Raw genomic sequence first — 23037 nt, forward strand, 5'->3', positions numbered from 1 at the left:
CCCTGCCGCGAGTCAGGTTCAGGCAGCCGCGGCGACCACATCGCGCCAGCGTCATGCCACCGGGCGTGTAGGGCAGGCCCCCACTCACCGCCGCAAGGCGGAGCGGCAGATTCCCGGGCCGCGCCAGCCAACCGGCTGGGTCCTGCAGAAGCTGGACGGCGGCCGCGGGCCCGGCCAGGGCGTCGTCCGCGCCGTCGACTGCACCGAGGTACCTGCCCGGCGCCCCAGCGATGGTTCACCCCGCACCAGCGTCTCTCCTCCTGTGAGGAAGGAGAGGCAGCGTGTTCAGGTGAGCTTGGGCACTGGCGCCTTCCTGCGTGCCGCAGCAGTCCTACGGGCCTGGGCTCGTGCCGCATGGTGGTGCTCGAGTGCTTCTCGGGTGCGTTTGGGGATGACCAGTTTCATCTTGGTGGCCGGCGCGACGAAGGTGCTGGCGCCGGTGCCGTAGCGGCCCCGCAGGGTGTCGCTGTTGGTCTTGTAGAGCAGGACGTCGACGATGCCGATGGCCCGCAGGCTGGTCAGAACGCGTTGGACGTCGTCGATGTCGCGCCAGTCGCGGGTGTAGACGCAGATGGGGCGGCGTGTGTCATCGCTCTTGGTGCGGGTGTTGATGAGCGTGGCTGTCTTGCTGCGGTGGCCAAGGAGGCCGTCTTCGGTTGCGGCGCGGATTGTGGTCCAGGAGTGGTCAAGGAGGCTGAGCGGTGTGAACCAGATCCACTTTCCACTCCGGGGGTGGCCGCCCTCGGCCAGGGGGGTGCCTGGGGAGGCGGCCCACAGCCAGTGCTCGGCGGCCTCGCGTGAGGGGCTGGTGCCGGTGAGGGGTTCGGGCTGGGCCGATGGGGCGGTCTTGACGTCCACGATCGGCACCGTACACGACATTCGTTACCTTTTTGGCTTATTTACCCGTTATGGGACTCGCGGAGCGGAACACTCCCCGATGGCGCCGTGACCTGGCGCTCACCGCCTGCTGCGCTGCCGCCGTAGCGGAAGCGGATCGCACAGGCGATCCGGGCCAGCGAGCCGCCCGGCTCATCGACTGCCTCGGGGTCCTGCGCTCGACACACCGCGCCGGTGCAGCCGCCGCCTTGGACATGGGCGCGCTGCGGCGCGGTCTGCGCCTCGGGCTCGCGCCCCTCCTGCCCGCCGACGGCGAGTACGGTGACCCGCTCGGCGAGATGAGGCTGCTGGACCAGGACGGCCTGCTGTGCGATGCGGTGGAGGACCTGGGCCGCGAACATCTCGTGCCGCAGCAGGCGTTGATGGAGTACTGGCCCTGGGCGCGCTTGCGCGCCGAGCAGGAGGAGCAGCAGCTGTACGCGGAGATCCGGCGCCTTCCGCCGGAGGACTACGCGAAGGTGCGCGAGTTGCTGGCGAGTGATCCGGTGGCGGAGCAAGACGTGCTGTGGGAGAAGTGGGGTGGCTTGTGGGGGCGGTTCGGGTTCTTCGAGCCGGTCTCGTCCTGGCCGTGGTGCAACGTGGCGGGCTGGTGCTTCCCGTGCCCTGCCTGCGCCTGGCCGATGCGTGCTCAGTCCGCCGGCGGTGGTGTTTTCGTTGTGTCGTGCGACGCTCATCTCCTGGAGGGGGTGCAGTACACCTGCCGCCAGGTACGGCGCGGCAGTGGGCCCCCGGCTCTGGAGGGCGGTGGCTGGTCGGCCGATCGGGTGAAGGGCTTCCCGGCTGCCGGTGACTATCTGGCGGTCTCCCGGACGGTGTGGCGGTATCTGACTCTGCCGGGGCGTATGGAGTTCGCGATCCGGGACGCGTTAACAGGCATCCCCGGGCTTGACATCTTCATGTACCCGGACGGTGACCGCTACGACCTGCGCATCACGGCCGCCGACCCGTTGGTGGCCAAACAGTGGCGGGTGGATGCCAAGGCGTGGCGGTCCTTCACAGCCCTGGCCGATGCGTTGCTCGAGCGTCCCGTGCTGGGCGGAGCGGTGCCGCTGACGATCGTGGTCCCCCATCGGCAGCGGTCCGACCTTCCGCTGCTGGAATCCTGCCTTGCGGGGCGGCCGGACCTTGAAGTGATGACCGACGAAGACATTGTCGGCGAGGTTCGTCGCTGGTGCCGGGGTGAGTCATGAAGACCGGTGATGTCCGTGAGGCGTTGCAGCGCTGTGCCATCGCGGCGTACCTCGCCCTGTCCGAGCAGTACTTCGCGTTCGGCACCCTCGACGGTCGGCGCGGTGTGCCACTGGATTTCGCGCAGATGCTCGCCGCGCGGCGCACCGATGTGTGGGGGGCGTGGCTGTCCCTGCCGCGCGCCGAGTACGAGCTGGTGGGGCGGTTGTGGCAGGCGATCAAGCAGGCGGGGGACCTGGCGCAGCCGGAGACGTTCCGCGAGGCGGCCTTGGAGTACGCGGTGGCGCCCACGGCGCTGTTTCGGATTCCGGAGCATTCGAACCCGGACGACGCCCGCTGGCTGGTGGCCTGCCACGCACAAGAGCCTCTGGCCCTGGCCGAGCATCTCGTTCAGGAGTCCGAGGGCTACCGGGCCATGCTTCAGAGGGCGCGGCCGACGGCCGGCGAGGGCCTGTGGTCCTTCGGCCGCGACCGGCTGTACACGGTGGGGATTCCCGCCAGCGAGAAGGGATCGTTCGTTTCCCCGGTCCGGCTGCGCACCGAGCCGTTCCTCAAGGAGGTGGTATTGCCGCGCGAGGCGGTGATGGACCACGTGGTGGGCCAGGCAAGGGCTCAGCCGGAGAAGTTCGGGTGGAAGCCCGGTCTGCTCCAGGGGTTCTTCGAGCAGCTCACCGACGCCTACGGCCGCACGGCGGCAGAGCTGCGGCTGCCCGCCGGGGCGATGGCGCTGCTGAATGCGCCCACCGGGGTGGGCAAGAGCGTGCTGATGCGGGATGCGGCGCGCCTGTTGGCGGCGAGCGGCCAGGGTCCGGTCCTGGTGGTGGTGGGCCGCATCCGTGAAGGACTGGGGACTGCCGAGCAGTTGGCCGCGGACAACGCTCTGGTAGAGGAGACATGCGCGGCTGTGCAGGACGCCGCCGAGCGGGCAGCCGAGCCGCTGCGGGTAGTGCCTTGGGTGGCGTCCTCACGCCACGACGACCAGGCGGAGCTCGCGTTCGCCCAGGGTCGTGAGGACCGGTTCGAGCGGTTCGCGGGCGGCTGCGAGATGACCGGCTGGCAGGTGGACGGTCCACGGCTGGACCGTGCCAAGCTCCCCTGCACCCAGTTGGAGTGGGTCAACGGTCCCGCCGAGCCCAAAAGCGGTGGGAAGCACCTGTGCCCGCGTATGGGGATCTGCGGGCGCTTCGAACACATCCGGCGGGCCGCCGAGGCCGACATCATCGTCACCAACCATCACAACCTGATCCGCGGGCGCTGCAAGGTGCCCGTCGAGGTGGACGGCGAGCGGATCGTCGACGACATGAGCGTGCTGGAGTTCGTGCTGCGCCGCTGCCGCGTCGTGATCATTGATGAGGTCGACGCCTTCCAGTCCACCTGGTGCACCAACGGCGCACAGGAGTTCACCCTCATCAGCCGCGGCCGCGGCCGGGCGGGACGGCTGGAAGAGGTCGACCGGCACCGAGGTGGTCTGTCGGCACTGGAGAACCTGCTGGTGACAGGCCCGCTGATGGAGGCACGTCGGCTGAGTGAGACCTTCCTGGACAACGTCCTGACCGGGCATCTGTATCTGAAGTCCGAACAAGAACGCCACAACCGTCCCGGGTCCGGCTGGTACATGGTGGGCAAGAAGGACGCCGAGCTATGCCGTGCCCTGACCGGGGCCTGTGCGGATGCCGAGATCACCGACGGAGTCCACCAGGCGTACCTGGCCCTTTTCCCTGGTGAGCGGACCAGCGCCGAGTTGCCGCAGGACTGGCATCCGCTCGCCGATCAGATCCGCCAGGCCCTGGCCGGCAAGGTCCAAGGAACCCACCGCAGCAGAAAGCTCGCAGTCTTCAAGGACTCCATCGCCCGCGTCCTGGCTGGCGCTCCCTTCAACGTGCCCGCCTCCCGGCGCGCCGCACTGGTCAACGATCTCCTCGTGCGGGCCTGGCTCGGCGCACTCCACAACGAGCTGCACGCCCTGAAGTGGTCCGTCCTGCCGCTGCTCGGGCAGCTGAACGCGGCCACCGACCTGGTCTCCACGATGGGGCTGATCCCCCGCGATGAGCCGATCCCCTACGGGCCGCTCGGGCAGAACTTGTACGGATTCAAGCTCGACAAGAACGCCGGCGGGTCCGGATGGCTGTCGCTGCAGTCCCTGGGCGGCGATCCGCACACCTCCACCGTCCGGCTGGGCGACACCGTCGCACTGGCGACCGCCGGGGTACGGCGCAGCGTCTTGGGCCTGTCCGCTACCGCGTTCTTCCCCAAGGCTGCTCTGCAGCATGTGCACACTCTGCCCGCCTATGTGATGACCGACGCTGCCCCCGGCGCGGTCACCGCCCATGCCGGGCACGTGTCCTCCACGGATATCGGCTGGCAGCCCATCTCGATCGGCGGTGTGGAGGAAAAGCGCAAACCCTCCGAGCTGCGCAAGCTCGCCGAGCGGCTCTGGCACACCCAGATGTCGTCGCATCTGGAGAAGGTCGCCCGCGACGACCCGCTGCGGGAGCTGGCGCTGCTGGCCGGGAATTCCTATTTCCATGCGGAGGTGATGGCTGCCGGGATCGCGGCCGCGCGCGGCCGCCCCGAGTGGGTCGCGGTCCTCGTCAGCAACACCCGAACCCCCTCCAAAGCGGCCGTGAACCTGCCCGAGGGCGTGGTGCGGGTGACCATCGACGAACTCGAAGATCTGCCCGCCACCCACCCCCGGGTGAAGGTGATCTGCGCACCGCTGTCGGTGGTCTCCCGCGGCCTGAACATCCTCATCCCCCACACCGACCGCTCGGCGCTCGCCTCGGTGTGGGTAGGGGTGCGCCCCCTCACACACCTGCACGAGCCTGCCGTCATGTACGCGAGCATCAACGCCTGCGGCATCGCCGCCGGCACCCTCAGTGCAGATCCCGCCGGCATACTCGCCTCACAGCGCACCGCCGCCATCCGCCACCGGGAGCTGCTGCTGCGCACCGACCCGCGGTTCTCCCGCATGCCGAAGTTCCTCAAGACCGAGGTTCTGGCGGGCATTCTTGTCGAGCTCATCCAGCTGGCCGGGCGCGCGCGCCGCGGCGGCACCCCGGTTGAGCTCTACCTGGTCGACCACGCCTTCTTCAACCAGCAGCTGGGCTGCGACTTCCCCCGGCTGCTGCGCTCCTACTACAGCCAGCTGGACACGGACGAGCAGGACATCCTGCGCCGCATCTACGGCTCCACCCTCACCGCCTGGCTCGACCTCGCCCACAGCGAGGACCTGCTGCCAGGCCCCGTCACCCTCATCCCCGCCCCGACCCTGGATACCCAAGGACCCCAGTGATGCCGTCGAATGACACCCGCATGTCCATGCTGGCCGCGCCGTTGACCAGCACGCTGATGGGCACCGCGTGGCTGTACCGGCTTCCCGAAAAGATCGAGCACGAGTGGAACAAGCTGCGCGCCATCTACCGCGGAAAGACGGGATCACGGGCGAACTTGCCCTATGCCGGGCTGCTGATGGTGCTGCGCGCCAGCGGCGCCACCAGCGCCTCCCTGTCCCCCACCAGCAAGAAGAACCCGCCGGAGTTCCTCGCCCTGTCCAGGAGACCGCCAACAGCGCAGCTGCGCGCCGCGGTGGCCCTGTGGGAGCAGGCCCTGCTCCAGACGCCGTCGGACGAGATCTCCCTCGCCTACAGCAGCCCGCTGGCCGACCTGTTCGCCTCCGTGGAGCCCGAACAGGTAGCCATCTGGGACCACGTCCGCTTCGGACCGCATGCCGTGGACGCGGACGGCTGGGCGTGGGACGCAGCCGGCTGGAACCTCGCCTCCCTGGTTGCCAAGACCGACTTGAGGGTCGATGGCCGCACCGTCCCGCTGCGCCCGGACACCGCCAACAACGTCATGGTCTGGGACACCGAGCACCTGTGGTCGAACAACTGGCTCGACGTCCGCACCGCCAAGGACAAGAAGAACGACAGCCTCAAGAGCACAGCTGAGGAGCCCCCAGAGCCGGAGGAGTGGAAGATCCGGCGGCACTACGCCGCATTGCGGGTGGAAGTAGCGATGAAGTCGCTACACTCGCTGCCCGTGCCGCTGGTGGTCATGACGCCCCGCGTCTCCCGGCTGAGCAACCAGATCAACGGCGCCCGCACCGCCTGGTGGGCGCCGCGCTCCCCCAGCCGGCCGCTGCTCTGTGTGAACTTGGGCGGCAAGGGCAAGTACACGCACCTCGAGCACACCAGCCGTCTGGCACTAGATGCGTGGGTGCGGCTGATGGACGAGCCCGTCTTCCCCCGCGCCCCCGAGGACACCGAGTTCCTGCCCGTGGGCGCCCTGGACCTGTCCGGCGAGCCCGGCAACTTCCGAGCGCTCATCCCCTTCTCGAAGTCGTTCCCCATCGGCAAGGGCGTCGGCCTGCACACCGTCACCGCCCTGGCCGACCACCTGTCCACCGTCACCGGCCAGGACCTCGTCCACGGCACCCAAGTCGCCAAGGTCCTCTCTGTGGCCGCCCGCAAGACCGAGCACGGACGTGATGCCACTCTGCTCGACGACACCGACCTCAGGGGCATCATGGCCGCCGCGGGCTGTTCGAAGCTGCGCGTCCTGGCCCTGTACGAACACCAGGAGATGCGCACCCGCATGCAGCGTCTGCTGGCCTACCACTTCAACCGGCCCGACCTCGCCGACGGCATGCCCGAGGACGAGGTCGTTCAGCTCGGCTGCCACGCCGAGGTGTTGCTGCACCGGGCCCCGCAGCTGCTGTCCCACGGCGACCACCACGACCTGCGCGGTGCACTCGCCGACTCCCTGCCCGGGCTCGAAGCGAAGGACACCGGGGTCCTGGCCCTGGTCGAGACCGAATACGACGCCAAGGAGTGGGGCCGCCAGCGCCGCGCCGCCCGCCGCGAAGAGGACGGCGCCGTCGACCCCTATGTGCTGGACGCCAAACCTGAGGTCTCCCGGCATCTCGCACGGCACGGGATGATCGCCCAGTTCCTCACCCCCGAAACCAGAAAGCGGCGCTCGAAGAAGAAGGAGCGCGAGCCCGCATCCCCGCTGGAGGCCCTTGGCATGGAACTTGCCGCGGACTTCCCCGGGCACAACGCCATCGGCGACATGCTGCGCTCCGTCGGCATGGTCCATCCGCGCCTGACCCGTACCATCTCCACCGGCAACGGTCTGAAGGACCGCGTCGCCCACCTCGGTCTGCACATGCGCGCCCAGCTCGGCGAGAAGCACGTCAACCGTACGGAGGAGCCCAAGCTCATGTGGGTCCTCACCGCGTTCGTGCCGGTCGGCGAACACTGGAAGGCCCTCGCCTACCTGCCCGCCGGCCGTAGCGGCAGCGGCGGCTGGTTCAACTACGCCCGCGGCCAAAGCCTGTCCCGCAGCCGCCCCATTCCCGAGGGCAGCCGAGGCGACGACATGCTGCCCCGCCGCATCGACCACGCCCTGTACGAATTGAGCCGGCACCTCGAGTGCGGCTACGTCCTCTACGTCTCCGGTGACTCCACCCGGCCCGTCTGGCCGCTGCTGGCGAACAAGAACGCCGACCTGCACCCCGACGACAACTGCCTTGCCCATGGCAGGCCCGCACTGCCCGGCGCCACACTCGCGCCCGAGCACCGACCGCAAGCGGTCATCCGCACCACCTCCAGCGCCGACCCGAGCATCCCCCTGCCCGCGCTCTTCCACGAGATCGACGAGGACGGCAACGTCAGTGACGGGGACAAGACCAGCAACGCACTGTTCCAGCTCGACGGCACCAAGACCACGTTCGTCATGAGCCGCCGGCCCCAGCAGATGGACGGCAAGACCCCATCTGCCAAGTCCGGTCGCATGCAGGGGCGTTGGGCGTGTAACGACAAGGAGCAGCAGGCAGAGACCTGGTACAACCTCACCGCCACCGAGATCGCCGTCATTCAGCACCCCGACAGCGAGGACGCCCTCCCCTACGCCCTGACCACCGCGCGGCTGTGCAACCACGCCCTGGCCTGGGAACACCGCACCCGCCACCCCCTGCCCATCCACGCCGCCATCCAGATGGACAAAGACCACCCCGAATACCGCCGCACCATCGACTGGGACACCGACGAAACCGCCGGCTGACCCACCGGAAGGCTCCCCCATTGCCGTCTTCGTAGCCCTGTCGCAGGGCTACGAAGACGGCAATGGGGCCGGGAAGGTGCATCAGCTGCGGCGGTTCCAGACGGTGTGCTGCCCGTATGGGCAAGTCTGCTGCCACACCGCCACGAACGCGTCCGCCGGGTAGCACGGCTGCGGGTCGAGGCAGGGCGAGGCCGAGGCTGCACGGCGTCGCATCACCGTGCAGCTGGCCGGGTCCGCCCTGCTCCTCGCGACCGCGGTGGCGCTGGTACTGGGTGTCCTCTCGGCGCTGTCTCACTCAGCTTCCTCGGATGGCTCAGCGTCGGTCTGTGGTGAGGGCAGCGCGTCGACATCCAAGTCTGTTCCGACAGCCTTGTGGCGAAGATCGTTGACCAATTGTGTGGTTGCGACTGCGCGGTCGGGGTGGCGGGCGGCGATCTCCTGGTCGAGGTGCCGATCACCGACGGCGGTGTGAAGTTCGGCAACAGCGTGGTCCCGGTGAACCGGGAGGCGCTGGGCGCCGCGGCCGACAAGGGCGACCGTACGGTCACCGTGGGTGTCCGGCCCGAGCACTTCGACGTGATCGAGGCGAACGGCGGCACTGCGGCCTCGCTCAGCAAGGACTCCGCCAACGCCCCGGCAGGTCTCGCGGTCTCCGTGAACGTCGTCGAGGAACTGGGAGCCGACGGCTACGTCTACGGCAGCGCCAAGCTCGGCGGCGAACACAAGGACCTCGTGGTCCGCATCAACGGCCGCTCAGTGCCGGAGAAGGGCGCCACCCTGCACGTCGTGCCACGGCCGGGCGAGACCCACGTACTCTCCACCTCCACCAGTGAACGCCTCTCCGGCTGACCCATCGCTGAACGGGCAACCAGCTGGATGCGTTACCTCGAGTGCTGAAGGGGTGTCCTGCGGGACTACTGCAGGACACCCCCTCTTGCCGACGCCTTCCCCGGCAAGGCCTGCGGCAACGCCATCGGACTGGCTCTACCCGGTATTGGCGGGCTTACTGTAGCTACGTTTACTCGGCGAGAGCAAGTGAATCTTCCCTTTTCCCCTTCTTGTCGTGCTGGTCCTTCTGATATCTGGCTACGACGATCTGCCTCTCACGCCAAAGATGGTACAGCGATAGCGCGAGAATCGCAGTGCCGATAAGGTTTGCGACGAAGTGCCACCATACTCGGTAAGTGGTCAGCGCCGGTCCCGGGTCGATTGTGCCGAACCAGGTGGACAGCCCAATGGCACGGCTTGCACCCAGTGCGACGGACGCAGTCAGCACGATGTGTTCAACACCGTGGATACCTTGCATCCAGACCCCCATCTTGGCCCACTTCTGGGACTTGAGGTTCCCGGCCACCCGCTTCGCGATCAGCATGATGCCCACCAAGCCAGCAAGGAAGATGAAGTTGCCGGTGAGGTGCAAGATCTCCATACCGAGTGACGGCTTTGTCGTATCAATCTGGCCCATTCCCCGGGACAGGCTGTTGGCCCACGGAGTCATCCATGCCGGTGAGTTCGGATGCGCGATCCAGTAACCGGCCTGGGATACGTGCTCTTGGAAGTGCCCGACCTGACCAATTACTCCCAGCCCGATCAAACCGACGGACGTCTTGAAGAGCCAAGGCCGCGCTGGCCGTCGGTTGGCGTATGCGAGGACCGCGACGGCAAACCACATCGCAATGGCCCAGGCGATAAGAAGCAGGGCGCCGATCGTGTCCACAGACGACGCGGGGGTCACCATCGAGGGCATTTCTGGCATGCCAGGCGGATGATTCAAATGGACTCCTTTGGGTTTCTGATAATGCTCACTTCTTCCGCGGCCTAACCCGTGCACCCTTCGGGTTGCGGGGCACCGGGTCACCATCGCTGCCATCGTGGCGAAGGCGACCCTCTGCGCCCTCTTTCAGTGCCGTTGGAGCAGGAGTCTCAGGAAACCCGGCTACCGGAAATGCCATGGCTATCCAGCTCGTCGGCCCACACAGCCAGCTTCTCCGCTATCCCCCTCACGTGGGCGGCCAGCGACGACGGTCCCCGCATGGGTACGACTGGCAGTACGTCCTCTCTGCGTACCGCCTCGTCGACCTCACGCTCAATCCGCTCAAGAATCACGTCCCGTTCCAAATTCGGCAGGGCTTGGAACGTCACGTGAAGAGAATGCTGCTCGGCCGTATCCGCGTAGTGAATCCAGCCGCGCGGCAGATAGAGGAGATCTCCGGGCTCAACGGTGAACCGTTGAGTCAGCGCCTCATCAGGTTCCCACCCAATCGGCGGATGGCTGCCTTGGATCGGAAGCGGATCGGTGAGCGGCGGGTGCAAGGTCCAGTGCTTAGTTCCCTCCAGTTGCAGGAGAAATCCGGGCTCACCGTCGAAATGGGGAGCCAGACCGTGGGTATGAGCTGGGGTGTGGAAGGCGTGTGCTTCCACCGTGCAGCCCATGGAGTTCGACAGCCGCTCGGCAAATTCTGCTATTTTTCGGGAATACAGGTGGAGGGAGGCAAGGATGACCGTCCCCCCTTGATCACGATAGGGAGTCAGCTTCTGCGGATCGATGAGATCGTCGTGTTCGATGCCGCCCACTTCTTGGAGCTCATGGCAGAGCAACTCGGCCGCCACCGGCCTTCCTTGGTAGATGACGGTCACAAACCCCGAGCGCAGCGCTCCGAAAGCCAGCAGCTCTTCGAAGGAGGAACTGTCGAAGAGTTCGCTGAATCCCTCAGAGGCTGCTTCGCGCACATGAAGCGGACCGCGCTCCCAGTGGCGGGTGTAGAAGGCGTCGGACAGCTCCAGTTCCGGCGGTGACGTCTGGTACCTCACAGGTGTGCTCCCTTCGCGTTCTCCTCTTGGGTGTAGCTGTCGAACTCTTCACGGCGGATCATGGCCACGGCTAGCAGCACCACCAGCGCATCATCGGCAGGCAAGCCGAGCTCGGTGGCGATAGCCTGACCGAAGCGTGCGAGATTTTCCCTGGGAGCTCCGTTGCGGCGGGCGTCTTCCAGCCCAGCAGCGGTGAACCGAGGCCGCAGCGCCGCCCAGGCGCGGGTGCCATGGCGTACCGCCTCGTGCCAGCTAAAGGACCAGGAGCCGATGTGCTGAGCGTATTCCGTAGAGACCATCACTCGGGCGACGTCCCTGCTGTGGTAGGCCATGCCCAAGGCAGCGAGGATCCGTTCGGTCTCGGTTCCAAGAACGATCAGCTGGGGTTCGAGGGTTGATTCCGCTCCGCTGTAGTTGGTGATGATCACGTGCTCGCCTCGCTAGGTGTCTGATCCACGGGATTGTCCGGCTTGGGCAACGCTGACTGCAGAGCGGCCGTGATACGGGCCGCGGCTACTCGATGGCCATCGATGTTGCGCGCCGCCGGCCCCAGCGCACACGACGCCAGTGCCCCGATCGCGTAAAGGCCCGGTGCCCCTGCCAGTTCCATGGTGCTGTCGGAGACAAGGGGGAGTCCGCGGTGTATGCGGATCTGGGCGCCCCGGACTCCTGGCGAGAAGTGCATCTGGGTCCCCAGAGCGAGATGGACCCGGTCGGCCTGCACAGTGTCTCCGTCAGCGATAGCGATCTCGACGTGTGCACCGCAGTCCTTGAGCGCGCTGACTTCGGTCTCGCGGAGCACGCTTAGCTGTCCGGATTCTTCCCAGGCCTGCAGCCTCGGCCGGAACTCGAACATGATGGAGGGTCGGCGCTCTGCGGTGAGCATCCGGGCCCGGTGTTCCAACGACCGCTGGCTGAACATGGCCCTGCCCTCGGGCCGGAAGAAGGCGGCATTCACGTCGGCGCACTGGTAGTGCTCCTTGCCGCGGAAGATCCATCGTACGCGGTGACCGCGGGTGCACAGGTCGTGGACGATGTGAGCGGAGCTGAGACCTGATCCAATGACGGCGTGTGTCGCGTTGCGGGAATCGATGTTGCGGTCCTGCGGCTCATCCCAAAATCGCACCCGCGGGGAGTGCGTGTCCCAGGTGTCAGGTGCCGGACGTCTGGGTTCTCCCACTGCCCACACCACTGCGCTCGCGCGTACGCTTCCGCGGTCGGTGACGACTTGCCATCTGTCGCCTGCCCTGACTACTTCACGGACTGCGGCGCTTCTCGCTCGTTTGGTCACATCGTGGGAGGCAGCGACATGAGAACAGTAGGACTCGAATAAGTCGATGGGGGCGACGCCTCGCTGCCCTGACTGCGCCATGCGGACCTCGTGTTGTTCGACTTCTGTCAGCCAGGACCAGTGCAGTCGGGCGAAATCCAGCATCTCGCAGTCACGGTGGCCTTCGGCACCGGGATGGTGTTCGTATGGGCTGCGGAGTACACGTTGGCTGACGTTGTCGACCCGTGTGAAGAAGCGCCCAGTGAGCTTCGGTTCGCGCTCAAGGATGAGGTAGTCGCGAATGTCGTGGTGCCACAGCTGCGCAGCGAGAGTGAGCGCTGCCAGGCCTCCGCCGATGATGACTACAGGAGCCTCAGCCGGCAGTGGGGTTCCTGGGATGGTGAGTGCCTGGGGTGCAGCGTCTGTGAACCGGCGTCCTCGTGGACTGTCGAGGATCTCCGGGGCAGGGAGAAAAGTACTAGGCACGGGTGCCTCCTACTCTGCTGGAACGTGCGAGGTCGGGACTCGAGCCGGGTCGCCTGCGACGGGGTGGCGCGCCGAGCGGGCCATCAGCAGCGGTACGGCGCAAACCAGACCGATGATGCCGAGGACGGCGGCAGTCATGCGGGCGCCTAGCCATGCCACTACGGCACCGCTACCCAGAACGCCGATGGCGCGTACTGCCGCATTGACCAGCCCAGTGGCGGCGGTGAGTCGTCCGAGAAGCAGGGTGGGGGTGAACACCTGGCGTACGGATCCAGCCGTGATGAACGCGAAGGCGGAACAGGCGTCCATGCACAGCACAGCGAAGAAGGCGCTGAAGAATCCTTGTGCCGCGGCCAGCCAAAAGAAGCTACCTGCTAGCCCGCAGAGCGCCACCCCTAGGAGCGGCCCCCAGAGAAGGTGCTCGACAAACCGTACGACCAGCAAAGTCACGAGGAGCCCTCCCACCCCCGCTGCGGAGAGAATCAGCCCTACGCGGAGGGGCGAGAGGTGCAGCTTCTGCACAGACAGGGCAACGGTGAGGAGGACGCAGGTCGCGGCGGATAGGTGCATGTACAGGCAGGCGAGTTGTAGCAGTCGTTGAGCCCGTTCCGTAACGAGGAGACGGAAGCCCGCGAGCACGTCGCGCTGGTTTGATGCGGGTGCGGCTTCACTTCTCTGGTTGTGGGCACGAGCCGCGACTGCTGTGGGCAACCGGGTCAGTAAAGCCGCTGAGACGACGAAGGAACCGGCGTTGACCGTCAGTGCTACAGGGTTGGGAAACCGGGAGACCAGGACGCCAGCGAGTGCTGGTCCAGTGAGGGTGGCCGCTGCGTCTCCTGCCTCTATGGCGGTATTGGCGCGCATGATCCGGGTCGAAGGTACGAGGGCAGGCAGGTAAGCCTGGGCGGACACGGAAAAGAGAACATCGCCGCAGCCCATGAGGAAAGTGATACCCACCAGCAGCACGATCGATGGCTCAGGCGCAAGAAGCGCCAGCGCGAGACCGAACCCCAGAATCGCCCGCCAGACATCTGCGGTGATCATGAGCCTGCGGCGTTCCCGTGTATCGACGAGGTGGCCGATCGGCAGGGAAAAGAGCAGGGTGGGAAGAATGTTGGAAGCGGTGACGAGGCTGGCTACCAGGGGGCTGTCGGTGACCAACAGCAGGATGATCGGCAGCGCGGTCTCGGCAGCGCGGTCGCCGAGCATGGAAATGGTTCGAGCGGCGACGAAGCGGTGGAGCTCAGCAGTCTTCATTCACGTCCTCGATCAGCTCTTTGGGGGCGGCATTTTTACGTGCCGCCCCCAAAGAGCGCCAGCCCTCAGCCCTTGATCGACGTCACCGGAATGTACAGCTCGATCGCGGGACGCGGCGGCATTCCGTTCTCGACGATCGCCTGGATCTGCTCCTCCAACTGCTGCTTGATCGGTCGCGGCTGGGTGGGCTGCTCAGGTCGCTGCGGGCTCGCGCCGGGCACATCGCTGGGCGGCGGCACGAACCGTGAGTGGGACACCGATGTCCTTCGGCGGGCAGCTTCGATGGTGAACATCTTCAGTACCGCTTCGCCGGGGCGGACTTCGCCGTCGTAGAACGTGATGCGGTCCTGGTCAGGACTCATGAAGGTCTTGGCGAACTGGCGTGAGACGATCACGGCGTCGCTGTCGGCACAGAAGCGGGTGTGTTCGTCGCAGGTCATCTGCCAAGTGAGCCAGGGCAGGTCGGTCAGGTTCGATTCGCTCTTGACGACCTGCCACTTGCCGGGCTCCGGCAGTTCGAAGGTCACGACGATGTCGTGCGTATTGACATCGATCGCTCCGCTGATGAGCAGAACATGCCGTTCCAGGTCGGCGGTGGCCGCCATCTGGATGTCCTTGGCCCTCAGCGCTCCTGTAAGCAGCGGGTTTTCGTGGACGGTAGTCACTCGATTCCTCCGCTTTTCTGTTGATGACTGGGCCATCTTGTGTCAGCTAGCAGAGAGTCAAGAGTGTCAGATGCATGCGCGTTGGCCTGAAGCCTGATGGAGGCGAACACCGTGAGTAGCGAAATCGAGAGGCTGAAGCTTGACAACGGTCTACGAGTGCTATTGGACCCGTACGACGCACACGGTTTGGCCGGCGTGGCCGTCCACTATGACGTCGGATTCCGCACGGAGCCCAGGGACTGCAATGGCATCGCGCATCTGTTCGAGCATGTGCTGTGGGACGGGTTACCGAAGTCGCAGGTCGATGGCGTACTCCGGGTCGGCGGCATGATGAACGCGACTACCCAGGCGGACTACACGAACTACTACGGACTGCTGCCCACATCTGAGATCCAGGCACTGCTCCGGCTCGAAGCGGAACGAATGGCTGTCACAACAGTGCCACGCGATGCCTTAGAAAGAGAAATCAAATTGTCAAGGATGAAGTTCGAGCCAACATCGATGGCCAGCCGTTCGGAGGGTTCCCCTGGATGTGGATCTCGGAGGTGGCCTTCCGTGCACCGGAGAACGCGCACAACGGCTACGGAGCCGACCGTGTGGAAACCATCTCTCACCAAGATCTGGACAGCTTTCTGCAAGACTTCTATGCACCTGCGAACGCACTGCTCACCGTCAGTGGATCTTTCGACCGTGCGTATGTCGTCGAGCAGATCTACGAAGCGTTCGCAGGCATTGACAAGCCACTCGCAAGCGCTGGACCAGTCCTCACGGCCGAACCCGATCTGACCGAGGATCGCCTGCTGCGCCGACACGACCCGCACGCGCCACATCCGGCTACGGCCATCGCCTTCCGCGCGCCTTCAGCCACCGGCCTGACCCGCGAGCTGCTTGCCACGACCATGCTCGCCGACAACCTCGTCGACGATCCGCTGGGCCGCCTGGATCGCCGGCTCGGCCCGTCAACCGGAGTAACAGATCTGGGAAGCTACGTAGGCCTGTTCGCCAATCCCTTCGGTGGCAGAGCCCCGTTGCCATGGATCGTGGAAGCCCTGCACTCCAGCACCCTCACCGCCGACCAGTTGGTCGCCGAGATACGCGACGAGTTGACCGCCATCGCCCAGGCCGGTCCGACTCAAGACGAAGTGAACCACACGGCCCGGCGCACCGCCGCCCAGATGTGGCGTGCGCAGGATCAGACGCTAGGACGTCTATTGCTCTTAGGCGCGGTGGAACTGCTGCACGGCACCTGCGAGACAGCTCTGAATCTTCCAGCCCAAATCTTGACGATCACGCCTGACGAAGTGCGTGCGGCTGCATCTTTCCTCGCCCAACAGCATGTCGCCGTACTCACCCTGGAGGAAAAGCAGTGATCACAGGTGTCCCCACCATTCCTCTAGCATCTCTCGTCACTAGTCAGCCAGCACTCGCACAGTCCCTCACCTCCGTACGCTACGGAGAGGTCCCTCTTGTGGAGATCAGCGGCTTTACACCACTGATCCCCGGCCCCGGCACAGTTGAGTCAGTGTCAGCACGCGCGGGCCTTGTGTCTGAAGCCTTGCCGACGCTCGACAGCGCGCGTGGCGGTCTGGCCCTCGCCGTTGCCCGACAGGGCGGACGCTTCCGAATAGTCCCGCACAACCAGGGACTGCTCTGGACGCTGACCTGCCTCACAGACGGTTGGACCGGCTTACTATGCCACCTCTCCGAGACCATGGCTCACGCGACCGGTGACCCGGACGGGCTCGCCAGGCATGCCGAGGTCATCACCGCCCGTGCGGCAGAGGATCAATATGATCACAGCGCAGTAGCTGCAGCCGCAGTCCGTCGGATGCTGAGCAACAACCAGGCAGCAGACTTCGCTCCATCGCTAACCCACTCCGATACAGAGCTCGCCGTACAGCTCCTGAACGGTGAGCGACTGATCACTGCCCTGGACATGCGCCGCGCGTGCTTCACAGCGGTGGGCTCAATCGATGCCCACTCGGCGATGTCCGCACTGACCGATTTCACCACTGCCCTCACCAAGACCGACACCGATATGACAGCGCAGTGCAGCACACCGGAGTCTTTGCGTGCATCCGGACGGTGGCAGCGGATCAACGTTGGAGGGGGCGAAAGCACATGTGTCAGAGCGGCTTGGGCGGTTCCTGGTCGCTCCGCCGCTGAGCACGCGGCCCTCTACGCAGCCCATCTGGTTCTCGGCGGCGGATACGGTGCGCGCCTCATGCAACGCTTCCGGGAATCCCTCCGCTGGAGCTACTCGCCCTGGAGCAACTTTCACCACTATGCCGCATACTCCTTACTCGAAGTGAACATCGACGTTCCTACGCGCCACCGCCAGGCCGCCGAGCAGATCCTCATGGAGGAGGTCGAACGGCTGCGAACCGAACGAGTACCGGATGCCGAACTGCGTCGCGTGGTGGCCCATGCCTGCGGCACACTAGCTGCGTCCCTCGCTTCGCAAAGTGGTTTAGCTGCCATGCTCACTCACGTCCAGTCGCTCGGCCTGCCGTACGACTGGCTGTGGAACTGGCCCGGCAACCTGCGTGCCGTCACCCCTGCCCAAGTCCTACAGGTGGCGCAAGATTGGCTGCATCCCGACAGGGCAGCCGGAGCGACGGTGGGACCGGTCACATCGTGATGGTTGTGCCACTGACTTCCGAGTTTGGTGAATGCTGCCCTCGTGGTAACCCAGTGGCGCGGCATCGCCCTCTCCGAGGAACCGTACCCACCGCGGTTTCCATCGATCTGCCCCTCACAGAGCCAGCACCGTGGGACTCCGCAAGATGATCGGCTAACTCCGATGCCAGGGCGCAGGCAGGATCCGCCCGGCCCTGGCATCGTTCACAGAGATCGGGCGGCGCTCCACTCGTGAGCTTGGTCGCCGCGCCACTCCCCCACCGCGGATCGTCCAGGATGCCCTCGGGTCGGCGACGCCCGCACTTTCGAGAGCTGCGGCATGGCTCTGCCCCCGGCGTCGGACTGCCCTAGCTGGGTTTGCAGCGCGACGCCGGTGTCGAGCTCCTCCTGTGCTGCGTCCGCGCGGGCACTCGGCAACCGCCACCGACGGCGCGTCACCCTGCGAGGTGGCGCGTCACCATGGTGAGCGGTGTGCCGGTAGTGGGCCCTGGCTACCGGGGCAGCAATGTGCTGTAAGTGGTGTCCACTGAGCTGATGCTGGTTCCAAGGGTTGGTCGTCGATGAAGCGGCCGCGGTCGTGGCGGTGTCGGAGCGGTTGCCCGCCTGCGTAGCCGGGTGTCTCAGCAGCCGTGTGAAGTGGAGCGGCCGACGCGCCGCTTTGTGGCTTGCCGGGAGTGTTTTCCGGCACGTTCGGTTCGCCTGACGTGGTCCCTAACTCAAGGCAAGTTGTCCAACGGTTTGGATGGCGCGAGAGCGGGGGGTGGCTGTGGTGTGGTGGCGGATGCGGTGTTCGAGTGCGGTGAATCGGCGGCGTGTGTGGGTGTTGGCGAGGGCCTGGTGGACGGCGGAGGGCTGGCCGATGAGCATGACGCCTTGGCGTGCTCGGGTGACGGCGGTGTAGAGCAGGTTGCGTTGGAGGAGTTGGCCGGCGGAGGTGGTCATGGGGATGATGACGTAGGGGTATTCGCTGCCTTGGGATCGGTGGACGGTCAGGGCGTAGGCGTGGAGGAGTTCGTCGAGGTCGGTGAACAGGTAGGGGACGGGTTCGCCGTCGGTGAGGGTGACGGTGAGTTGGTGGGCGTCGGTGTCGATGGCGGTGATGGTGCCGGTGGAGCCGTTGAAGACGCCGTTGGTTCCGCGGTGGGGCTGGTTGCGGATCTGCAGGACGCGGTCGCCGAGGCGGAAGATGTGTCCTTCGTGGTGGTGCTGGGGTTTGTCGGGTGCGGGTGGGTTGAGGCGGGCCTGCAGGCGGGCGTTGAGGGCGAGGGTGCCGGTGGCGTGGCGCCGGGCTGGGCACAGGACTTGGATGTCCTCGGGTGCGGTGTTGAAGTGGTGCGGGATGTGGGTGGCGACGAGTTCTGTGACGTGTTCGGCGATGGTCTCGGGGTTTTCGAGGGGTCGGCAGCCGAAGACGCGGTCGGCGGGCTGGGGTGGCAGGCCGCGCAGGATGCGGTGGGCGTTGTCGATGATGGCTGCGCTGCCATCGTCTTGGCGGAAGATGTGGGTGAGCTGGGTGCGGGGAATGTCGGGTACGGCGAGGAGGTCGCGCAGGACGCGGCCGGGGCCGACGCTGGGGAGTTGGTCGGTGTCGCCGACCAGGAGCAGGTGGCAGCCGGTGCGGATGGCCGCGGTGAGTCGGGCGGCCAGTTGGATGTCGAGCATGGAGGCTTCGTCGATGACGATGAGGTCTGCCGCTTCCAGTCTCGTCTGTGCGTTGGGCTGATCGGAGGGGTTGGGTGGGAGGTGGATCAGGCGGTGAACGGTCATGGCCGGATGTCCGGTGGCCTCCTCCATACGCTTGGCAGCTTTGCCGGTGGGGGCGGCCAGCGCGATGGTGATGCCCGCTTGCTCGGTGAGAGCGACGAGAGTGCGAAGGGTGTGGGTCTTACCGCAGCCAGGTCCCCCGGTCAGGACCGACACCGGTGTGGTGAGCGCGGTCAGGACAGACTTCTGCTGCTCCTCGGTCAGCCCCGTGAGGGCGGTTAGGGCTAAAAGGCTGGACCAGTCGGCGCGGTCGGCCAGGGTGGGCGGGGCGTGGTGCAGGCGGAGGATGTCTTCGGCCAGTCCGGTCTCGGCGCGGTACATGGAGGTGAGGCTGACGGCGGTGACGGCGTGGTAGACGTCGGCGTCTTCGAGGACGGGTGTCGGCAGGGCTTCGATGACGGTCTCGCCGTCGGCGCGGAGGGCGTCCAGGGCCTGGCGCAGGATCGGGTCTTCGAGGATGTCGGCGGTGGCAGGGTCGTTGTCGGTGAGGAGGTGGCGGGTGCGGGCGAGGAGGGTGCGTTCGGGGAGGTGGCAGTCGCCTCGGGCGCGGGCCTGGGTGAGGGTGTGGAGGAGGGCTGCTTGGAGGCGTTGGTCGCTGTGTTTGGGGATGCCGACGGCGAGGGCGATGCGGTCGGCGGTTTCGAAGCCGATGCCGTGGATGTCGCGGCACAGCTGGTAGGGGGTTTGGCGGACGACCTCCATGGGGTTTTGGTCGTCGTCGGTGTAGGTCTGGTGGATCTTCACGGCCAGGTGGGCGGAGATGCCCAGGCCCTGGAGGAAGACCATGATTTCGGCGATGGCCTTCTGGGTGTGCCAGGCCTGGGTGATGCGGTTCAGGCGGGTGGGGCCGATGCCGTGGACTTCCAGGAGGCGGTGGGGTTCGGTGTCGATGATGTGGAGGGTCTGGTCGCCGAACTGGTCGACGATCGCGGTGGCGAGTGTTTCGCCGATGCCGTGGATCAGTCCGGAGGCGAGGTAGAGGCGGGTTGCGCGCCGGGTGGCGGGCAGAGTTCGCTCGCACATCTCGGTCTTGAACTGGCGCCCGTAGCGGGGGTGGTGGATCCAGGTGCCGGTCAGGCACAGGCTCTCCCCCGGTTGCGTGCCGAACAGTGCCTTGCCGACCGCGGTGATGGTCTGGGGCCTGGGGGTGTCGTCGGCGCTGGTCAGGCGGAGCACGGTGTGGTGGTCGTAGGTGACGTGGACGAGGTGGTCGACGACTCCGTCGATGCGGTCGCGAGGTGGCAGCGGGGTCACGGGCGGTGTCTTCTCATAGTGTGAGCCGGGGTGAGGCGGGTGGTGTCGGCGTACACCTGAACGTGGCTCTGGCAAGATTTTCGTAGCCGGAGATCATCTCAGTGACACGGTCGGCCGGTCCGCACAGCGGCGGCGGAGGTGGGCGATCAGAACGACGCGGTGGCGGAGGAGGGAGACGCCGGCGCGACCGGCCATCAGGCGTTTCTGCAGCTTGACATCGGTAATGCGGCCTTCGTTGACCCCGGAGTTGTAAGGGGTGGTGATCCCATGGGCGACGGCATGCCGATCTTCGCGCAGGGCTCCGGCGAGGCCGACGAGAGGAGCCAGTCCACTGTGTGCGAGGTCGTTCAGCCAGTCTGGCAAGGGTGTCGCGTCGCGGTTGTCGAGCATGGTGGCGAACCGGCGGACCAAGTCGTGGGTGAGCCTGAGTTCAGGGCACTGGTCGAGGAGGCGGGGCAGGCGCTCGTTGATGTGCGGGCTGCGGCGGCTCGGGTGGGCGGTGATCCAGCGGGCGGCTTCGCGTGGTGAGGGCGGTCGCTCGCGTGGCTCGTCCAGGGGCAGGCCCCGTCGCAGGGGTGCGACGGCCATTTTCACGCGCTGGTAGTGGCCGAGGTAGCCCTTGGTCTGGAGTTCCTCGTGCAGGATCTTCGCGCTGTGCTGTCCCTCGTACCAGCGTTGTCGCAGGTAGTCGAGGTAGGGGTCCAGGGTGGAGGGCTTGCGGGGTGGGCGGCGCATCACTTCCTGCCAGGTGCGGGCTCGGGCGTACTTGCTTACGGTGCGGCGGTCCAGGCCGAGTTCCCGAGCCACGGAGCTGTGGCTCCGGCCGGTCTGGGTCAGAGCGTGCACGGCTTCGAACAGCCTTCGGGCATGCCGCCCGGCCCGGGTGTCCGCGGCGGTGTTCTCGCTCGTCTCCTCGACCGGTGCGGCATCGGTCTCGCTGACCGGGGGCAGTGCTGCGGGCAGGCATCCGCGGTGGGCGGAGGCGATGTCCTGGACACGGCGGGAGAGCCCCTGCCAGAGGTGGAAGCGGTCGCTGACCTGCACGGCATCGGGGGCTCCGGCGAAGATGCCCTGCCGGAAGGTGAGGGAGCCGTCGCGGCAGGCGACCTCGACACCGGGGTGCTCGCGAAGCCAGCGGCTGAGCTGTTCCGCGTCGCGTCCCTCCCAGAGTGTGAGCGGGAGCCGGGTGGTGGCGTCGACCAGGAGAGTGCCGTAGGTGTCGCCGTAGAGCGCGAAATCGTCCACCCCCAGCACTCGAGGTGTCTCCAGTGGCGGAAGAGGCACCCGCATCAGCTGGGACAGGACGGTGCACCGCGAGAGGGTGACGTTCAAAATTCGCAGCATCCGGGAACCGCCTCGGCCTGCCAGCACCACACCGACGGCCTCTACCAGGCGCTGCAACTGTGGTGTGCGCCGCTGATAGCGCACGGTCAGCCCCGCCACTTGCTCGGCGAAGGTCACCTTCGGGCAGGCCGGGTTTTCGCAGTACAGGCGGCGTACGGACAAGTCGATGCGCAGAGGCCGGCCCGCGAGAGTAACGTCGGCGAGGCGACGTACATAGCGGCTATGGCACCACGCGCTGAACTGGCCGCATCCCGTGCATCCCGCTGGAACACCGGATCTCGTGCGGGCGCGGACCGTCACCACAACATCAGAGACATCGGCCGAGACCACCAGCACATTGGCCAACTGTGGTAGTAGCTTTGCCAGTTCAATAGTGCACTGCCACAGGCTGCCCGCTGTGCGGACCGGCCGACCGTGTCACTGAGATGATCCCCGGCTACGAAAATCTTGCCAGAGCCACGTTCAGGTGTACGCCGACACGGACACCGCCGTCGACTGGATCGTCGCGAGCGTCGAGCTGTTCATCGAGCGCCTCAGCGGCCGCCCCTTCATCTCCTCCACCAGCACACCTCCCGGAGCCGCCACGTGATCGAGAAACTGCAGGCCCACTACGGTTTCGAGCGGATGCCGTTCGGCCGTAACCTCAGCCCCGGCATGCTCCACCGGCACCAGGCCCACAACGAGGCCGTCGCCCGGATCTCCTGATGCATCTCCGAACGGTCGATCGGCGTGGTCACCGGCGAAGTCGGCGCCGGCAAGACGGTCTCCGTCCGCACCTGCCTCGACGCCCTCGACCCGTCGAAGTACACCGTCATCTATCTGCCGAACCCGGTGATCGGCGTCCGCGGCATCCACGAAGAGATCGTCAACTCCTTCGGGTAGACGCCCTCCCACCTGGGCTCCCGCCTCGCCGTCCAGACCTCCAAGGCCCTGATGTCCGAACGCGAGGAACGCGGACGCACCCCCGTCCTCGTCCTGGACGAGGCCCACCTGCTGTCCTACGAGCAGCTGGAGGCCGTCCGGATGATGACGAACCAGGGCATGGACCAGGACTCTCCGCTGTCCTGCCTGCTGGTCGGGCAGCCTACCCTGCGGCGGACCATGAAGCTGGCCGTCCTGGCGGCCCTCGAACAGCGGACCGCCCTGCGTTACACCATGCCGGGCATGTCCTCCACCGAGACCACCAGCTACATCGCCCACCACCTCAAGCTCGTCGGCCGGCCCGACCAGCTGTTCACCGAGGACGCACTCTCGCTGATCCACACGACCTCGCGCGGCTACCCGCGGGCGGTCAACAACCTCGCCCTGCAATCCCTGGTCGCCGCCTTCGCTACCGGCAAGAACCTCGTCGACGACGCCTCCGCTCGCGCAGCCGTCAGCGAGGTGGTCGACTGAAAA

At 66.5% G+C, this 23037-nt stretch carries 15 protein-coding genes and 3 pseudogenes; 9 read left to right on the top strand and 9 right to left on the bottom strand.

The window, feature by feature from the left end; genetic code table 11:
• Positions 1-285 precede the first annotated feature (285 nt).
• The gene (locus tag ASC60_RS31905; protein WP_159043359.1) at positions 286-858 is read right to left on the bottom strand and encodes a putative phosphothreonine lyase domain-containg protein; all 573 of its coding nucleotides are present in this window, start codon (positions 856-858) and stop codon (positions 286-288) included.
• 50 nt (positions 859-908) lie between these two features.
• Between ASC60_RS31905 and ASC60_RS31910 the strand changes: the two genes are divergently transcribed.
• The 4 genes and pseudogenes from ASC60_RS31910 to ASC60_RS31925 form a co-directional block, all read left to right on the top strand.
• Entirely contained in the window at positions 909-2087 is a 1179-nt protein-coding gene (locus ASC60_RS31910) for a hypothetical protein (protein ID WP_079038756.1), read from the top strand.
• Complete coding sequence (locus tag ASC60_RS31915) at positions 2084-5377, top strand: hypothetical protein (RefSeq protein ID WP_055557105.1); 3294 nt, start codon at positions 2084-2086, stop codon at positions 5375-5377. Before ASC60_RS31910 ends, ASC60_RS31915 begins: the two co-directional genes overlap by 4 nt.
• Positions 5377-8148, top strand: a complete 2772-nt coding sequence (locus ASC60_RS31920; RefSeq protein ID WP_055557107.1) for an RNaseH domain-containing protein — start codon at positions 5377-5379, stop codon at positions 8146-8148. The genes ASC60_RS31915 and ASC60_RS31920 overlap by 1 nt, the downstream gene beginning before the upstream one ends.
• Before the next feature lie 438 nt (positions 8149-8586).
• A pseudogene (locus ASC60_RS31925) lies at positions 8587-8997 on the top strand (sugar ABC transporter ATP-binding protein); the annotation flags it as partial.
• A gap of 169 nt (positions 8998-9166) precedes the next feature.
• On the opposite strand, the gene ASC60_RS31930 reads toward ASC60_RS31925, so the two are convergent.
• From ASC60_RS31930 to ASC60_RS31955, 6 genes are all read right to left on the bottom strand, one after another.
• Entirely contained in the window at positions 9167-9895 is a 729-nt protein-coding gene (locus ASC60_RS31930; RefSeq protein ID WP_234357224.1) for a DUF6008 family protein, read from the bottom strand.
• 176 nt (positions 9896-10071) lie between these two features.
• The gene (locus ASC60_RS31935) at positions 10072-10959 is read right to left on the bottom strand and encodes a JmjC domain-containing protein (RefSeq protein ID WP_055557109.1); all 888 of its coding nucleotides are present in this window, start codon (positions 10957-10959) and stop codon (positions 10072-10074) included.
• Positions 10956-11387 carry a DUF6187 family protein gene (locus ASC60_RS31940; protein ID WP_055557111.1) on the bottom strand — a complete coding sequence of 144 codons (432 nt, stop codon included), beginning with the start codon at positions 11385-11387 and terminating at the stop codon, positions 10956-10958. The genes ASC60_RS31935 and ASC60_RS31940 overlap by 4 nt, the downstream gene beginning before the upstream one ends.
• A complete protein-coding gene (locus ASC60_RS38525) occupies positions 11384-12715 on the bottom strand; it encodes an NAD(P)-binding domain-containing protein (protein ID WP_063787247.1) in 1332 nt (443 codons plus the stop codon). The genes ASC60_RS31940 and ASC60_RS38525 overlap by 4 nt, the downstream gene beginning before the upstream one ends.
• Before the next feature lie 9 nt (positions 12716-12724).
• On the bottom strand, positions 12725-13972 hold the full coding sequence (locus ASC60_RS31950) for an MFS transporter (RefSeq protein WP_055557115.1): 1248 nt from the start codon (positions 13970-13972) through the stop codon (positions 12725-12727).
• A 65-nt stretch (positions 13973-14037) separates the two neighbouring features.
• Positions 14038-14637 (bottom strand): DUF6423 family protein, encoded by a 600-nt coding sequence (locus ASC60_RS31955; protein WP_107097225.1) that lies wholly within the window; start codon positions 14635-14637, stop codon positions 14038-14040.
• Between the two features lie 96 nt (positions 14638-14733).
• On the opposite strand from ASC60_RS31955, the pseudogene ASC60_RS44245 reads away from it, so the two are divergent.
• The 3 genes and pseudogenes from ASC60_RS44245 to ASC60_RS40065 all read left to right on the top strand — a co-directional run.
• Positions 14734-15096 (top strand): annotated as a pseudogene (locus ASC60_RS44245) (insulinase family protein); the annotation flags it as partial.
• A gap of 71 nt (positions 15097-15167) precedes the next feature.
• Positions 15168-16007 carry a pitrilysin family protein gene (locus ASC60_RS31960; RefSeq protein ID WP_055557118.1) on the top strand — a complete coding sequence of 280 codons (840 nt, stop codon included), beginning with the start codon at positions 15168-15170 and terminating at the stop codon, positions 16005-16007.
• 98 nt (positions 16008-16105) lie between these two features.
• A complete protein-coding gene (locus tag ASC60_RS40065; protein WP_159043362.1) occupies positions 16106-17278 on the top strand; it encodes a pitrilysin family protein in 1173 nt (390 codons plus the stop codon).
• Positions 17279-17988: 710 nt separating this feature from the next.
• Here the strand turns inward: ASC60_RS40065 and ASC60_RS31965 are convergent.
• On the bottom strand, positions 17989-20295 hold the full coding sequence (locus ASC60_RS31965) for an ATP-dependent RecD-like DNA helicase (RefSeq protein WP_055557120.1): 2307 nt from the start codon (positions 20293-20295) through the stop codon (positions 17989-17991).
• 93 nt (positions 20296-20388) lie between these two features.
• Positions 20389-21975 (bottom strand): ISL3 family transposase, encoded by a 1587-nt coding sequence (locus ASC60_RS31970; RefSeq protein ID WP_370592995.1) that lies wholly within the window; start codon positions 21973-21975, stop codon positions 20389-20391.
• 130 nt (positions 21976-22105) lie between these two features.
• Between ASC60_RS31970 and ASC60_RS43820 the strand changes: the two genes are divergently transcribed.
• On the top strand, positions 22106-22228 hold the full coding sequence (locus tag ASC60_RS43820; protein WP_267892837.1) for a hypothetical protein: 123 nt from the start codon (positions 22106-22108) through the stop codon (positions 22226-22228).
• Positions 22229-22368: 140 nt separating this feature from the next.
• A pseudogene (locus ASC60_RS31975) lies at positions 22369-23034 on the top strand (ExeA family protein).
• Positions 23035-23037 lie beyond the last annotated feature (3 nt).

It is taken from the genome of Streptomyces sp. NBRC 110028, assembly GCF_001417735.1.
Classification (GTDB): domain Bacteria; phylum Actinomycetota; class Actinomycetes; order Streptomycetales; family Streptomycetaceae; genus Streptomyces.